Source organism: Candidatus Competibacteraceae bacterium (assembly GCA_016713505.1).
GTDB lineage: Bacteria > Pseudomonadota > Gammaproteobacteria > Competibacterales > Competibacteraceae > Competibacter_A.
The window spans coordinates 31,654-47,749 of record JADJPA010000002.1 but is presented as its reverse complement, the minus strand read 5'-3'; the positions used below and the strand labels follow the sequence as shown (position 1 = coordinate 47,749).

Genomic DNA, 16,096 nt, shown 5'->3' with positions numbered 1-16,096 from the left:
ACCTCTTTAGAAATCAGCACGGCTTCTCCGCCCCTTTACGGGCGTAGTACCACCAGTTGATGCCGATGTTGAACAGATAGAACAGCGCCGCGCCGTAGAAGAAGGCGTTGGGCGAACCGGTGGCGGCGAACGACCAGCCGATCAACATGCCGAAGATGAACGGGCCGAACGAGGCCATCGCCGCCGTCCAACCGATGATGCCGCCCGCCTGGCGTGGCTCAAAGATCATCGGCATCTGCTTGAAGGTGCTGGCGTTGCCGACGCCGCTGAAGAAGAACACCCCCAGCATCATGCCGACGAAAAGCGGGAATTGCGTCATGCCGGTCGCCGCGTCGGGATGGGTGTAGAAGGTCACGGCAATGGTGCAGATCAACAAGCCGATGCCCGACCAATGGGTGACGATGGCCCCGCCCAATTTGTCGGACATCGGCCCGGCCAGCACCCGCGCCGCCGCGCCGACCAGCGGGCCGAGAAAGGCGTATTTCAAGGGATCAGGGCCGCCTGGCAACACCGTGTACATCTGCTTGATCATCAGTGGGAAGGTGGCAGCGAAGCCGGAAAACGAACCGAAGGTCATCATGTACAGCGAGGTCATCCAGAACCCGTGCAGGTTGCTGAAGCGGAAAATATCCAGTTGCTCACGGAAATTGGCCCGCACCGGCACCGACTTCAGCATGAACCACGCGGCGATGGCGAACACCACAATAAACGGCACATAGATCAGCACCGCGTTTTGCAGCCACATCGGTTTGGTGGCTGCACCGGGGATGCTGGGTACAAAGGTTTGTGATTCCCCGGCCAGGGTGCCAAACAGCGCAAAACCGATAATCCAGGGGGTGAGAAACTGCACTACGCTGACCCCGAAATTGCCGATACCGGCCTGAATCGCCAACGCCGTGCCTTGCAAGCGTTTGGGAAAAAACAGGCTAGTCGAGGGCATGAACGAGGAGAAATTACCGCCGCCCAAACCGGCCAGAAACGACAGCAGTAACAACACCCAATACGGCGTGGTCGGGTCTTGAATGGCGAAAAACCAGCCCAACAGCGGAATCAGCAGCGACAGCGTGGAAAAGGCGACGACGTGGCGGGTGCCGTACAGCGGCACCAGAAACGTGTGGATGGCGCGCAGGATGCCGGCGGCCAGCCCCGGCATCGCCGCCAACCAAAAGGTTTGGTTCGCTGTCAGCTTGAAGCCGATATTCGGTAGGCGCACCACCAGCGCCGATACCACGAACCAGACGATAAAGGCCATCATCAGATTGAGGGTGGTGATCACCAGCGTCTTCCACGCCAGCGGCTTGGCGGTTGTATCCCAGAACGCCGGATCTTCCGGCGTCCAGCTACTCAACCAGGTACGGGACGAGGGTTGCGCGCCGACGTCTGTCGTTATGGTTGTGGACATCGTGAATGACTCCTCAATAGGAACTTCCCAGGGATCGAATCGAATTCAGCACGGCGCTTCCACATCCTTGCCGGCATACCAGCGCCAGGTAATGAACAAGCAACTCAAATAGAACAGCGCGAACACCATCAGCGCCGCCTGATAGCCGCCGGTCAGGTCGATGGACGCGCCGTAGGCGATGGGGATAAAGAAGCCGCCGAAGGCCGCCACCGCCGAACTGAAACCCAGGGTGGCCGCCGCTTCGGTCGCGGCGAGGCGTGACGCCTCTTCCAAACCCGCGCGGTCCTTGCCATGCACCTGACGCTGGCGCAGGGCACGGAAAACGATCGGGATCATGCGGAAGACGGAGCCGTTGCCGACCCCGGCGCTGAAGAACAACACCAGATACATAAAGATGAAGCCGATCATGTTGCCGCTGTCGTTCCGCCCCGGCAGGAACAGCAGCGCGCCCAACGACGCCGCCGTCATGGCGATGAAGACCCAACAGGTGATGATCGCGCCGCCGATCCGATCCGACAGCCAGCCGCCGAGCGGGCGAATCAACGCCGCCAGCAGCGGGCCGAGGAAAGCGAATTTGAAGGCGTTGGCGTTCGGAAACTGGGTGTTGACCAGCATCGGGAAGGTCACCGCCAGCCCGATGAAGGAACCGAAGGTACCGGTGTAGAGCCAGCTCATCAGCCATTGGTGCTTGTGGCGGAAAATGGCGACCTGCTCGGCGAAACTGGCCTTGACGGTGGCGATGTTGTCCATGCCGAACCACGCGGCGACCGAGGCGGCGACGATGAACGGCACCCAGATAAAACCGGCGTTTTGCAGCCAGATCGAGGTGACGATCCCCTCATCGAAACGGTTTTGGGCATTGCCGCCGAGAATCCACAGCGCGCCGCCGTAGATGGTGATAGGCACGATCAACTGGGCGATGCCGACGCCGAGATTGCCGACACCGCCGTTCAACCCCAGCGCGGTGCCTTGCAGCCGCTGCGGGAAGAAGAAGCTGATATTGGCCATGCTGGACGAGAAATTGCCCGCGCCCAGCCCACATAGCAGAGCGATGGCAACGAATACCGCGTAATGGGTATTCGGGTCTTGCACCGCCACCCCGACCCACAGCGTCGGCAACAGCAGCAGCGCGGTGCTAAACACCGTCCAGTTGCGGCCGCCAAAGATCGGCACCACGAAGGAATACAGCGCCCGGAAGAACGGGCCGGACAAGCCCGGTAGCGCCGCCAGCCAGAACAATTGATTTTGGGTGAATTTGAAGCCGACCCGTGGCAGTTCGACCACGATCACGCTCCACACCACCCACACCGCAAAGGCCAGCAGCAGTGCCGGCATCGACAGCCACAGATTGCGATTGGCAATCCGCCGCCCGGCCGATTGCCAGAATTGCTCGTCGTCCGGCCGCCAATCGGCTAGCAGATGACGACGGCGGTAGATGCGGTCCACCAGATTCGCGCCCACCAGTTCCGCCCGTGCCTCGGCGTGGCGCTCCAAAATTTCCTCGCGCTCGTGCTTCTCGGCCAGCCACATCCACAACATGTTGACCACCACCAACAGGAACATCAGCATGAAGCAACTGCTGCGCACACCGATGGCATCCGCCGCCACGCCGAACATGATCGGCAGCACGAAACCGCCCAGGCCGCCGATCAAACCGACGATGCCGCCGACCACGCCCATCTGGGTCGGATAGTGGTCGGCCAAACTGCGGTAAACGCTGGCCTTGCCGAAACCCTGCGCCAGCCCGACCATAAACACCAAAATCGTGAACAGCACGATGCCGATGCCGAGGTTGACCGAGACATCGCCCTTGATGCCGTGAATGGTCATGGTGGTCGGCGGATAGCTGAGGATAAACAGGCAGATCAGGCTGACCCACAGCACCCACCAGGTGACGGTGTTGCCGCCCCACTTATCCGAAGCCCAACCGCCCAACGCCCGAATCGCCCCGGACGGCAGATCGAAGAAGATGGTCAAAAACGCAGCGGTCGCCAGCGGCAGGCCGTATTCACCGACATAATATTTCGGCAGCCACAAGGCCATCGCCACGAACGCGCCGAACACGAAGGCATACGCCAGACCGAAGCGCCAGACCCGTGGATCAGCCAGCGGCGTCAATTGCTGGCCGAGGCTGGGCCGGGCGCGGTTTTGCTCCGCGCCTTTCTCGTGCAGCGGATCGGTGTAGGTGAAGAACCAGAACAGCACCGCCATCACCACCAGGGCGACGGCATACACTTTCGGCACCATCTGCCACGCGCCGAAGCTGGCAATGATCATCGGCGCGACGAACTTGGTCAGCGACGATCCGGCGTTGCCCGCGCCGAAGATGCCCATCGCCGTTCCTTGCCGCTCCTTGCTGAACCAGGTCGAGGTATAAGCGATGCCGACCGCGAACGAACCGCCCGCCAGCCCGACGAACAACCCCAGCACCAGATACTGCCAATACTGGGTGGCGTAAGAGACCAGCCAAGTCGGAACCGCCACCAGCAGCATTTGGATAAAAAAGATGATCCGCCCGCCGTAGCGGTCGGTCAGGATGCCCAGCGGCAACCGCACCAGCGAGCCGGTCAGAATCGGCGTGGCGACCAGCAAGCCGAATTCCGTTTCGTTTAAATTCAGTTCGGCCTTGATCTTGATGCCGATGACCGAAAACATGACCCAGACGGCGAAGTTCACCGCGAAGGCCATCGTGTTCATAGTGAGAACGGAGATTTGTTGTTTTTTTAGCGTCGCCATTGCAGTTCTCGCGCAGAATGCTGCAAGCGCAATATTACGAGGGGCGCTAAGGGGATTCCTTGATTGAGATCAAGGTTTTTAGGTTTGTCGGGTGGGGTTGTGCGGCGTGATCGGCTCAGAAATTCGGGGTTTCCAATAAAAACGTTGCTTTACGTCAGGAGCGTCCCTCCCAGGCCAGGTGATTCAAATACGCCAAGCGGGCCGCTTCATCCGGCAGCGCCTCACGCAAGAGGTCCGCGAAACATGAATCGCTTTCCAGATCGTGCAGCAGCAACCGGGCTTGCGCCGCGCGCGGGATTCTGGTGATGCAGCCTGTCAGCGCAGGAGGATCAGTGGGTTGATGGCGTTCGATGGACGGCGTGTTGTTCATGGCGTTGCACCTCTTGTTTCGCTTCAAGGGCGACCGGTAACCTATTGCCGCTCACCCTTTTCTGATTCTGATGCACGGCATTGTGCTTAAGGGCAACGGACTGACGTTGCTGTGGTCACACATCTGGCCGATTGTGTTGCTCATGACTGGGTTGATTATCAATTTCAGGTTTTTTCTGGATTGAAGCGCTTCATCGGTCGGATTGCCAAGCCTTTCTCGATAGCCTTGACATGCTTGAGGGCGGTGGCTTCATCCGCCGCCGCGAACAATCCGTCGGAGGCATACGTCGTGCGTTTGGAGGTGTTGGCGACGCCTTGAGCATAAGATGCAGCGCCCATGCTGCATCCGACTAGAATAATAGCCGGTGATGAAAGTCGGCTTGCAGTTCATCCCACCGCTGAGCTTCGCCGCCACGCGGATGGTGATGGGCGCGATCATCCTGTTCGCGGTGGCCGCCGCGTTGGGCGAGTTGCGCTTTCCCGACCGGCGGGACATGACGGTCCAACTTGCCCGCGCCGGTCAGCGGCAAGCCGGCGGCCGAGCGAATTTCCCTCGGAACCTTATAACCGGCTAAGTGCTCGCGGCAGAAGGTTTTCAAGTCATCCTCCGCCACGGTTTGACCCGCGTGAAACACCACCGGCGCTTGCCCCCACTTCGGATCGGCGGGCGGATCGCTTCGCTTCTGTCCTGAGCTTAGAAGACGCCTCTTGCGCTGTCGATGCCGCCGCCCTTCTCGCCGTCCTCACCGGCGGCCATCCTCTATGCCCGCTCCATCGCGCCTCGGGTCAATTCCCAGTGCAAGCCGGCGATCAGATCCGATTGGGTAATCATCCCGACCAAGCGGCCCCCGGCATCGACCACCGGCAGATGGTGCAAACCCGCATCGGCGAGCAGCGGCACCAATTCCAGCAACGATTGATCGTTTCGGACGGTTTGCACCGAAGGGGTCATCACCTCCTCGACCAGCGGCTCCCTTCCCGAGCGCCCCGCCAGCCAAGCCGCCAAGGTGTGAGCCTCTTGTTGCAAGCCCTCCAGCGGAATGCGCTTGAGAAAATCGACCAAGGCGATCATGCCCACCAGTTGACCGGTCGGATCGAGCACCGGTAGCGTTCGCAACTTATGCTGGCGCAACAACCGCCACGCTTCACCTGCCCATTGCTGGGAGGAAACCGTCACCACGTCGCGCGACATCACGGCGGCGCAATCCAGTCCGCCGAACACTCGATGGATGGCGGTATCCTCCGCCCGCGCCATCAAACGCCGCAGTTCCGCCGCGCCGATATCCGGCATCACCGGCTCTTCCGCCAGCACCGTCAGCACGTCATCTTCCCGGACGCCGGCGCGCGCGCTCGGCAACGGATCGCCGGTACCGTGCGGGTTGGGCGACGAGAGCGGACGCTGTGGGTAGGGGCGACCGAGCAAGCGATTAAAGCCCCACGCCACCAGCAACAAGACAAAAATGTTGACCGCCGCCGGCACGAGCAAGTAGCTATAACTCAAGTGCTGCGCTTCGGGGTGGGCTAAAATAGGGATCAGCGCGGCGGCGCCGCCCGGCGGGTGCAGGCAATGCAGACGCAGCATGACAAAAGCAGTCAACAGCACGGCCAAGCCACAAGCCAACAGCGGCCATTGAATCCAGCGCGCCATGCTGATGCCGATGACAAAACTAATGAGCTGGCCACCGACCAACGGCCAGGGCTGGGCCAGCGGACTCGTGGGCAAAGCGAGCAAAATAATCGCTGAAGCGCCCATCGACGCCACCAATACCGGCGCCAAGGCCCTCGGCGCCAGCAAACTGGAAAGAATACCCGTCAGCACTATCGCCATACCGATAGCCGCCGAAGTCCGCGCCGCTTCCCGAAGCGGAGGCAGCGGAGTATCGGGCAGATAACGCTGGAATAAAGCGAGCATCTGGTTGCTTAATCCTTGAAAGCCGACTGTTCAATACCAATTGTAGCCACTGTAGGCCGACTTGTTTCAGCCCTTTAGGCCACATAGGGTTCAAGCCAATCCGGTCGGAACCTCCCATAAGCTTCCAGCCAAAAACTGACTAGGCAATTGATCGCCGGCCGAACGAAACGATCAGGGTCGAGGTCCACTGTTCGACGGTGAGATTCAGAGGTCATTCACCCTGGAGAAAAGCGATGACGATGCAGGTACTGGGTTACGCAACACACTCCCCCACGGACCCCCTGGCGCCCTATCGTTTCGAGCGCCGCGAGCCGCGCCCGAACGATGTGACGATCGAGATTCTTTACTGCGGCGTCTGTCACTCCGATTTGCATACCGCCCGTAACGATTGGAAGAACACGACCTACCCCGTGGTGCCCGGTCATGAAATCATCGGCCGGGTGGTCAGCGTCGGCGCGGATGTCACCCGTTTCAAAGCGGGCGATACGGTCGGTGTCGGCTGCATGGTCGATTCCTGCCAGCACTGTCCCGCATGTGAACAGGGCTTGGAGCAGTATTGCGAGGCGTTCCCGATCCTGACCTATAACGCCGTCGATTCGCACGACCAGATGCCCACCTTCGGCGGTTACTCCCAAAAGATTGTCGTCACCGATAAATTCGTGCTGAAAGTCCCCGACGGGCTGGATCTGGCCGGAGCCGCGCCGCTGTTGTGCGCCGGCATTACCACTTGGTCGCCGCTACGCCACTGGAAAGTCGGCAAGGGTAGCAAAGTGGCGGTCGTGGGCCTGGGCGGATTGGGCCACATGGCGCTCAAACTCGCCAAAGCCTTACAGGCGGAGGTCACGCTGTTCACCCGCTCGCCAGGCAAGGAGCAGGATGCGCGCCGTCTGGGCGCGGACCGCATCGTGCTCTCCACCGACGCCGAGCAAATGGAGGCGGCCAGGAATCGCTTCGATCTCATCATCGATACCGTGCCGTATGTCCACGACCTCAATCCTTATCTGCCCACCCTGGCGCTGAACGGCACGCTGGTGCTGGTCGGCTATCTCGGCGATCTCGATCCGCTATTGAACACCATCCCGTTGATCATGGGGCGTAAATCGGTGGCTGGTTCCATCATCGGCGGCATCGCCGAAACCCAGGAGATGCTCGATTTTTGCGGCCAGCACGGCATCACCTCCGACATCGAAACGATCGAGATGCAAGACATCAACGCCGCCTATGCGCGGATGCTCAAAAGCGATGTGAAGTACCGCTTCGTGATCGACATGGCCTCGCTGAAGGGCTGATCGCGACATTAGGAGCCGCATGATGAGTCTGGAAAAACGCAAGCTTGGTCAACAAGGGCTGGAAGTCTCGGCGCTCGGTCTCGGCTGCATGGGGATGAGCCAATTCTATGGCCCAGCCAACGAGACCGAATCCATCGCCACCATTCACCGCGCCATCGAACTGGGCTGCACTTTCCTCGACACGGCCGAGGTCTACGGCCCTTACACCAACGAGGAACTGCTGGGTCGGGCGCTGAAGGGACGGCGCGACCAGGTCATTCTGGCCACCAAATTCGGTTTTCGCATCGAGAACGGCAAACAGATGGGCATTGAGCGCGACAGCCGACCGGCGCACATCCGCCAAGCGGTCGAGGGCTCCCTGCGGCGGCTTCAGACCGACCGCATCGACTTGCTCTACCAGCATCGCGTCGATCCGGTGGTGCCGATGGAAGAGGTGGCGGGCGTGGTGGGCGAGCTGGTCGCCGCTGGCAAGGTGCGCTTTTTTGGCCTGTCCGAAGCGGGCGTCGCCAATATCCGGCGCGCTCACGCCGTCCATCCCGTTTCCGCGTTGCAGAGCGAATATTCGCTGTGGGAGCGGAATCTGGAGGCGGATATTATCCCGGTGCTGCGGGAGCTCGGCATCGGTCTGGTGCCGTTTTCGCCCTTGGGTCGCGGCTTCCTGACCGGTGAGGTCAAGCGAGCGGAGGAGTACCCTCAAGGCGATTTCCGCCGTAACGATCCCCGTTATCAGGGCGAGAACTTCGACGCCAATGTGCGAGCGGCGGAGGCGGTACGAGAGATAGCTCGGTCGCTCGGCGTCAAGTCGGGACAGGTCGCCATCGCCTGGCTGCTGCACCAGGGAACCGACATCGTGCCGATCCCCGGCACCAAGCGCGTCAAATACCTGGAGGAGAATGTCGCCGCCGCGTCGATCTCGCTCGATGCGGCCCAGATGGGCGCGCTCGACGAGGCACTCGCGCCGGGGAAGGTGTCCGGGCCGCGCTACAACCCGACCGTCATGTCGATGGTGGATCGCTAAACCGCTTGTCGCTTTTCAAGTCGATATCGCCAGCGGGAGCTTACAAAGATGCGCCATAACATCGCGGGATAAATGGTGGCCATCACCGGAGCGAGCAGCGAGCTGGGCGAGGCGACCCCGCCCGGCATCTGGCGGCCACGCCGGCGATGGTGTTCGCGATGGCGAGGCGAACACAGCCTGCCGCTGGCTACGTTGGGTTTGCATCTGGGGCCGATGTTGCTGTTTTGGCCGCTCGGCGGCTTGGCGGCGGCGGTTTACTGTGGCGTGGTCCGTCGTTTAGGCATCGAACTCCAAAACGATCCGGGTACCGGCGTCAAACTGACTGTGGAGTTCGAAGCGCGCCTTAATCAACTCCGCCTGCTCGCGGATGCCGCGCAGGCCGTAGTGTCCCGGACACGGTTGCGCCGGATCGAAACCCACCCCATCGTCGGCGATCTCAATGCGCACGCGCGCCAGATCGTCATAGTTCCAGTCCGACGGTGCGGTGGAAGGTGATTCGATCCACCGTAAGCTGAGGTGCACCGTTTGAGCGCTGGCGTGCCGCCCGACGTTGTTCAGCGCCTCTTCGATGATGCGGAACACCGTTTCCGCCCGTTCGTCGGCCAAGCCGGCGGCTTGGAGATCGGCGTGCCACACGGTTTCCACGCCGGAGCGCTCCCGGAAACGGCCCAGCAATCGCTGCAAGGCCGCACCGAGACCTTCATCGCGCACGCTGTTGTGGCGCATTTGAGTGATCGCGGCCCGCGCGCCGGTCAAGCCGCTGGCGGCCACCTCCTCGGCCCGCGCCAGCTCCGCTTCCAGCTCGGCGGGAGCGAGGCGCTCGTGCAGCTTGCGAATCAGGCGAATCTGCGTCAACAACGCCATCAGCGAATGCGCCAGCGTGTCGTGCAGTTCGCGCGCTAGCCGCAGCCGTTCGCGCGTGATCGCGGCGTGGCGCGCTTCGTCGGCCAGCCGTTCGATACGGACGGTCCGTTCGGCCACGCGGGCGTCCAATTCGGCGTTCAAGTTCGCCAGCGCGCGCTTTTCTTGCTGGAGATGGCCCACCAATGCGGTGAGCGTTGTCCCGATGCGGCCGATTTCGTCGGTCCCGGTCGGTACTGACAGGGTTTCCTGCACGCCCTGGCGGACCGCTTCGGCTTGCGCGGCCAGCACGCCCAGGCGCAGCGTGAGCGCGCGCGTTACCAGAACGGCCACGATCGCGGAGACCAAACCCGCCAACAGCACGACCCAAAATACCGTGCGGCGCGCCAGCTTGGCGCGCGCCAAGGCGATATCGGCATCCTGGCGCAGGATCACCACCCACCCGAAACCCTTCTGTTGTTCCGGGGGCACGATGTTATGGCACACCACATAGCGGCCGGCCTCGCTGAGATCGGAGTCGGCGGTCAGCGTGCGGCCGAGCCAGCGTTGCGGGCCTAGCACCACCATCTTGTCGGCGGTGGCCAGCAGGACATCGAGCGGGCGGCGCGTCTCCAACTGGCTCAGCAGATTACTTTCCTGACGCTCGATCCACTCCCACGACAATCGCGCTCCAAGGACGCCGACTCGCTCGCCCGAAGGCCGCACGATCGGCACGGCCACCACGAAGCCCGGCATCCAATCCTTCAGGGCCAAAGAGGGTAAATCCTCATCGAGCAAGGGAACATCGCGGGCGCTGCCGAGAAACGGACCCTGACGGCCTTTTTGAAACCAGAAACGCGCGGCGACATTCTCATCCTGTATGCTCTTGCCGACGGTCGTCACGACCTGGCCCCGCTCGTCCGCCACCCCGAGCCAGACGAATTCTGGAAATTGCGCCCGCACCGCCTCCAGATGGCGGCGGTGTAAATCATCCGGCCCATTATCGTAATCGGCGACGATCTGGGCGGCGGTTACCCGAAGGATCGACTGACGGTTTTCCAGGCTCGTGTCGAGGGCGTGACGGATTTGGGTGGCGAACTGGGCCAGCAGGCGTTCGGCGTCGGCGCGCGCGCGCTCTGAGGCTTCCCTGGCGGCTAAATTCGCACCCAGCAGCGCCGCTGCTAAAATGATGGCGAACACGGCCCAGCCGATGGCGGCGGCCAAATACCGGTGCGGGTTGAAATGCTGGATGAGGAGGTTCATGAATCGACCCGTCACCCGCAAGCTGGGCGGAAAGCGAAAAGAGTGACCTTCGTCATATCAAATCGCCACCATGACATGCCTTTTGCCACTGTACTGGCCGAACGGGTGTCTTCAAGCTAATAATCACCATCACTATGCATTTTGACTTGGCCTTCAAAAACCAGCGCTTTGATCAAAACAGGTGCGACCATGATAGATGAATTGACCCAGGAGGTGGCTCGCACAGCCAAGTTGCCGCCTGCGCAAGCGGCCTTGGCGGTCAAGGCCGTGCTGCGTTTTTTCACCGCTCGCTTGCCTTCCCGCTTGGTGGGTGAAATGCACGCGTGTTTGAAAAAATCGGTTTTGCCCCAGCAATCCGCCGTTTTACCGCCCTCCGAGCAAGCCGAATGATGGCAACCTCCGGTGCTGGAGCTCCCGATTCCTGCCTCCTGCGGCTGTTGATCGTCGACGACCAACCGCTGATCCGGCGCGGGCTGGGGATGATGCTGGCGGCCGAACCCGATATCGAGGTCGTGGGCCAAGCGGCCGATGGCCTGGAAGCTATCGAAAAAGCCTTGGCCACCCAACCGGATATCGTGGTGATGGATTTGCAGATGCCGCGCGCCAGCGGGATCGTCGCCACCCGCGAAATCACCGCCAAGCTGCCCGCGACCCGAGTGGTGGTGCTGACGACTTACGACTACGACGATTTGGTGTTCGAGGCGATTTGCGCGGGCGCGCAAGCATACTTGCTGAAAGATGCATCCGAGGCGGAGGTGCTGGAGACGCTGTGGGCGGTCCGACGCGGCGAGTCGCGCCTGTCGCCGACCATCGCCCGCAAGGTGATGGATCAGTTTCGCAGCTTTGCCGGCCAACCCGCGAAAACGGGCGCCGCGCCGGCAAATGGCGCGGGCTTCTCGAAGGCCGCCAGCGTCACCCCTCCATCGCAAGCCGCTCCGCTGACAGCGCCTGCGTCGAAAGCCACCGTCGCGCCATCGGGAACCACGCCGCTGGCTGAGGTTGATCCGCTGACGGACAAAGAAGAACGCATTCTCGATCTGCTCGCCGAAGGTAAGAGCAACAAGCAAATCGCCGCCGAAATTTTCTTGGCGGAAGGCACCGTCAAGAATTACGTAAGCCGAATTATGGACAAGCTGCACGCCCGCAGCCGCACCGAGCTAGCGCTGCACGCCACCAAACGGCGCGGTTGACGCCTGCCAGCTTGAGTCATTGCGAGCTGGGGCCTTTTACAGGTTCCTTGCGTCCGCGCCGATTTCGACTGTTCCCGCTCGCCGCGATGGACGGTGGCCGTTCAAGCCTCCTCCGTAGGGGCTTCCACCTCCGCAAAACGCCGGCCGATACTGGCCGCACTGCGTCCTCTCCCCTGGTTTCAAGCGCCGTTCGTGGCGAACGCGCCACCCTCCACCTCAGCAGTATGGACGTAGCTCCAAAGCCCCCGACTACCGTCCTGAAAGAATCCACCGAGTGACCTTCGTCACAGGATGAAGTCGTGACCATGACATGCCTTTCGACACTGGGATGGCTGACCGGCCATCCCTACCATTTGCCCCATCAACATCGTCAAGGCCGCTCGAAACCCAGGCCGAGACGCGTGGAAGAAGGGTTGGATTTCTCATATCACTCACTGTTCTCACTTTAGGAGGTTCTCATGATCGACAATAACCCTCGTAACGAAGACCCGATCAGCGGCGAAGCCGGGGCCCATCCGGTAGGCACGGGCGTCGGGGCCGCGGGCGGCGCGGTGGCGGGAGCGACCGTCGGTTCGGTGGCCGGTCCCATCGGCACCGCCATCGGCGCGGTGGTCGGCGCGGTGGTCGGCGGACTGGCCGGCAAGGGCGCCGCCGAGGCGGTCAACCCGACTATCGATGACGAAGAGACCTACTGGCGCGGTGCTTATGCGACCCGTCCCGGCTACCAGACCGGCTATAGCTATGAAGATGACTACGCCCCCGCCTACCGTCTCGGCTACGAAGGACGCGGCCGGTATCAAGGCGCGTTCGACGCCAGCGAGCGTGAACTCGCCGCCGAGTGGGAGCGCGTCAAGGGGAAATCCCGTCTGACCTGGGAACAAGCCAAGCTCGCCGCGCGCGATGCGTGGGATCGCTTCGCGGACGCGGTGGACGAAACCGTTGGCGAGCATCCGGTCGCCACGGGCGCCGGGGCGACCGGCGGTGCGTTAGCCGGCGCGGCCGTCGGCTCGGTAGCCGGTCCGGTCGGCGCGGCGGTGGGCGCGGCCATCGGCGCGGCGGCCGGCGGTCTGGCCGGTAAGGGCGCGGGCGAAGTCGTCAATCCCAAGGCGGCCGACGATCGTAGCGATCACAACCTCGCCACCGGCGTCGGAGCCGGCGCGGGCGCGGCCGCGGGCGCGGCGCTGGGCGCGGTCGGCGGTCCGGTCGGCATGGCGGTGGGCGCGGCCGTCGGTGTGGCGGCCGGCGGTCTGGCCGGCAAGGGCGCGGGCCAACTGGTCAATCCCGCCGCCGAAGATGCGTATTGGCGCGGCGCTTATGCAAACCGTCCCGACTACGTGCGCGGCTACACCTATGACGACGACTACGCACCCGCCTATCGGTTGGGTTACGACGCGCGCAACCGGTTGAAAGGCGCGTTCGACGCCAGCGAGCGCGAACTCGCGGTCGAGTGGGAGCGCATCAAGGGTAAGTCGCGCTTGACCTGGGAACAGGCCAAAACCGCCGCGCGCGACGCTTGGCATCACATCGAACACGCCCTGCCGGGCGATGCCGACGGCGACGGCCGCTAACTGCTGACGCTGAATTCGTCACGCTGTCAACCCGCCGTACAGCGCGCGGGCGACAGCGTGACGACCCGTGAATACAGGGGAAAGCTTCAAGTTTGAGAGCGTTCTCGTTGCAACCCGTTTTACAGCCCTATCGAGGATTTTAACCATGGAAATTACGAGCTTGCTCATTTTTCTGTTGATTGGCGCGGTCGCTGGCTGGTTGGCGGGCCAGATCATCAAAGGCGGTGGTTTTGGTCTGGTGGGCAACATCATCGTCGGTATTGTCGGTGCGATGGTGGGCGGTTTCCTTTTTGGCCTGTTAGGGCTCAATTCGTACGGAATAATCGGATCGATTATCACAGCCACAGTCGGCGCGGTCGTGTTGCTGTTCTTGATCGGCTTGATCAAAAGAGCTTGATTTCTCTTCAAGCCACCGCGTTTCTTGGAAATTTTTCCCGAGCTGTTGCTATCTAAGGAGCCCCTGACGGTTTTTTAGGCCTTTATTCACGTTGAAGCAACACGCTAGGGGCTGCTGGCGCAGCCTCTAGCGCTTTTTATCCGCCGATGAATCTTGGGTTCGCTCGGGCTTTTTTGCCAGAGTTCCCACTCAGTGACTGGCCTTGTCATGCGGCGCGGTCGCCATACCGGCCGCCGCATCAAGCGCATCGGCGGTGGTGGTCACCAAACGGTCCACCCGCAGCTTGCGACGCCAGTCCTTGACCAACGCGGCGTCGGTCTTTTGCCAGATGCACAGCATCACCTGAGCCCGCGGCGCGCGGCGCTTGACCTGCCGCGAGAAAGCGCGCAGATGCAACGTGCTCAGCGGCTCGATGAAGGACAAGCAGACCAGCGCCACCCCCTCGGCTTGCCCCGCCGTCGCCTCAGCGGCCTGCGCCAGCGACAAACTCCGCGCCGCAAGCCCGTGCTTCGTGAACACTTGCTGCAACATCTTCGCCGCCGCGCCATCCAAGGGGTGATTGCCGTACAGAATGGCGATGGGCTGCTCGCTCCGCCAGCCCTCGGCGAGATCGTCCCGCGCGAACACCACTTTTTCGATCTCGCGGTCGGGCCGCACCGTATCCAACGCCGCTTCCGCTTCCGCGGTCAACGTGCGGCTGCTGCGGCCGCGCGCCAGCGGCTGCACGTCATCGAGTGAATCGACCAGCGCTTCCGTCGATGAGGCGAGCACCGCCAACCGGTCGCCGGTCACGGAGCTGCGCACGATGTCCAGATGGGCGCGGCGGATGGCCTCTAGGGCGATCTCGTCATAATAAGTCGAAAGGCCGCGGCCTTTGAGAAACTCCCGCGCTTGCGTTTCGGCTTCGCGCGGGTCGCCCGCCAGCATTCGTTGATAGAAGATTTCTTGCGGTTCCAGCGCCGGCCGGTCGCCGAGCAGAATATCCAGGAACTGCAAGCGCGGGATATGGCGGCCGACCACCACCAGGCAGATGGTCAGCGGGGTCGATAGCACCAGACCGATCGGACCCCAGACAAACGCCCACACCATCGCCGCGATGACGATGCTCACCGGCGACAGGCCGGAGGTGCGCCCGTAGAGCATCGGCTCGACGATATTGGTGCTCACCGGCTCGATGATTGCGAACAGCCCGGCCGTCCATAGGAAACTTCCCCAGCCGGGGTCGGTGGCAAAAGCCACAAACAGCGGCGGCACCAGCCCGACCAGGCCGATATACGGCACGAAATTCAACAACCCGTAAATGATGCCCCACAGGAACGGGCTGGGCAGACCGATCAGCCACAGCCCCGTACCCATGATCAACCCCAGGCTCATGTTGAGAGCGAGCTGGGTCAACAGCTGGCGGCCCACGCGGAACCCCGCATCGTCGAACGCCGCCGTGGTCTGCTGAATATCCTCGGCGCCGGCCAGACGGATCAACCGGTTGCGCAGGTCTTCACGCTGGGCCAGCATGAAAGCCGACATCAGCATCACCACCAACAGTGAAACCAACGGTTGCAGCGCCGGTAGAAGATATTGATAAACAGCCTGGAAGCCATGATCCTGATCGTCGACGCGCACGGTCTGCACGCTCGATGCGACGGCGCTACCGCCCTCACCCCCTATTTTCTGGAGGTCGGCCAGCACTCGCCCCAGCGAATCGGCGGCGTTGCTCCACACGCCGCTTCCGGCCATCTGCTGCGACAGCCCTGAGATCTTCTGGCGAATGATCGGCTCGTAGGAGGGAAGATCTCCGACCAGCGCGATCACCTGCCGATAGGCGACATAGGCGATCCCGACGATGATGGTCAAGGCCAGCAGAATGGCGCACAGCACCGCCAGACCGCGCCCCAACCGGACCCGCTCCAGCGACGTGACGATGGGGGTCAGGGCAAAACTCAACAGGACGGCCAGCGCCAGGGGCGCGATGATGCTCTGGCCGAACATCAGGATGGTGGCGATGCCGATCACCAGCACCACGCCGGCCATGACATTGAACAGCGGCACGGCTTGCCGCAGCAGCCGGTTGGTGATGATGTCCAACAAAATCTCCCTTAAGAGCGGCCCCGCAAA

General features: G+C 62.2%; 14 protein-coding genes. 6 read left to right on the top strand and 8 right to left on the bottom strand.

Annotated features, from left to right (window positions below):
- Nucleotides 1-13: 13 nt before the first annotated feature.
- The 6 genes from IPK09_15125 to IPK09_15100 form a co-directional block, all read right to left on the bottom strand.
- Nucleotides 14-1,402, bottom strand: a complete 1,389-nt coding sequence (locus IPK09_15125; protein ID MBK7984931.1) for a NarK/NasA family nitrate transporter — start codon at nt 1,400-1,402, stop codon at nt 14-16.
- Between the two features lie 45 nt (nt 1,403-1,447).
- Entirely contained in the window at nt 1,448-4,138 is a 2,691-nt protein-coding gene (locus IPK09_15120) for an MFS transporter (GenBank protein MBK7984930.1), read from the bottom strand.
- Between the two features lie 154 nt (nt 4,139-4,292).
- Nucleotides 4,293-4,508 carry a hypothetical protein gene (locus tag IPK09_15115; protein MBK7984929.1) on the bottom strand — a complete coding sequence of 72 codons (216 nt, stop codon included), beginning with the start codon at nt 4,506-4,508 and terminating at the stop codon, nt 4,293-4,295.
- A gap of 164 nt (nt 4,509-4,672) precedes the next feature.
- Nucleotides 4,673-4,846, bottom strand: a complete 174-nt coding sequence (locus IPK09_15110; GenBank protein ID MBK7984928.1) for a hypothetical protein — start codon at nt 4,844-4,846, stop codon at nt 4,673-4,675.
- Nucleotides 4,847-4,857: 11 nt separating this feature from the next.
- On the bottom strand, nt 4,858-5,145 hold the full coding sequence (locus tag IPK09_15105) for a hypothetical protein (GenBank protein ID MBK7984927.1): 288 nt from the start codon (nt 5,143-5,145) through the stop codon (nt 4,858-4,860).
- 122 nt (nt 5,146-5,267) lie between these two features.
- Nucleotides 5,268-6,419, bottom strand: a complete 1,152-nt coding sequence (locus IPK09_15100; protein MBK7984926.1) for an HPP family protein — start codon at nt 6,417-6,419, stop codon at nt 5,268-5,270.
- A 233-nt stretch (nt 6,420-6,652) separates the two neighbouring features.
- Here IPK09_15100 and IPK09_15095 point away from each other — a divergent pair, with 233 nt between their 5' ends.
- Nucleotides 6,653-7,708, top strand: a complete 1,056-nt coding sequence (locus tag IPK09_15095) for an NAD(P)-dependent alcohol dehydrogenase (protein ID MBK7984925.1) — start codon at nt 6,653-6,655, stop codon at nt 7,706-7,708.
- Nucleotides 7,709-7,730: 22 nt separating this feature from the next.
- Nucleotides 7,731-8,726 (top strand): aldo/keto reductase, encoded by a 996-nt coding sequence (locus tag IPK09_15090; protein ID MBK7984924.1) that lies wholly within the window; start codon nt 7,731-7,733, stop codon nt 8,724-8,726.
- A gap of 276 nt (nt 8,727-9,002) precedes the next feature.
- On the opposite strand, the gene IPK09_15085 is transcribed toward IPK09_15090, so the two are convergent.
- Nucleotides 9,003-10,829, bottom strand: a complete 1,827-nt coding sequence (locus IPK09_15085; protein MBK7984923.1) for a hypothetical protein — start codon at nt 10,827-10,829, stop codon at nt 9,003-9,005.
- Nucleotides 10,830-11,018: 189 nt separating this feature from the next.
- Between IPK09_15085 and IPK09_15080 the strand changes: the two genes are divergently transcribed.
- From IPK09_15080 to IPK09_15065, 4 genes are all read left to right on the top strand, one after another.
- A complete protein-coding gene (locus tag IPK09_15080) occupies nt 11,019-11,219 on the top strand; it encodes a hypothetical protein (GenBank protein ID MBK7984922.1) in 201 nt (66 codons plus the stop codon).
- A complete protein-coding gene (locus IPK09_15075; GenBank protein ID MBK7984921.1) occupies nt 11,216-12,019 on the top strand; it encodes a response regulator transcription factor in 804 nt (267 codons plus the stop codon). The genes IPK09_15080 and IPK09_15075 overlap by 4 nt, the downstream gene beginning before the upstream one ends.
- 458 nt (nt 12,020-12,477) lie before the next feature.
- Nucleotides 12,478-13,587 carry a hypothetical protein gene (locus IPK09_15070; protein ID MBK7984920.1) on the top strand — a complete coding sequence of 370 codons (1,110 nt, stop codon included), beginning with the start codon at nt 12,478-12,480 and terminating at the stop codon, nt 13,585-13,587.
- Between the two features lie 145 nt (nt 13,588-13,732).
- Nucleotides 13,733-13,984: a GlsB/YeaQ/YmgE family stress response membrane protein gene (locus IPK09_15065; GenBank protein ID MBK7984919.1), complete on the top strand. Its 252-nt coding sequence runs from the start codon at nt 13,733-13,735 to the stop codon at nt 13,982-13,984.
- 189 nt (nt 13,985-14,173) lie between these two features.
- On the opposite strand, the gene IPK09_15060 is transcribed toward IPK09_15065, so the two are convergent.
- Nucleotides 14,174-16,066, bottom strand: a complete 1,893-nt coding sequence (locus IPK09_15060) for an AI-2E family transporter (protein MBK7984918.1) — start codon at nt 16,064-16,066, stop codon at nt 14,174-14,176.
- Nucleotides 16,067-16,096 lie beyond the last annotated feature (30 nt).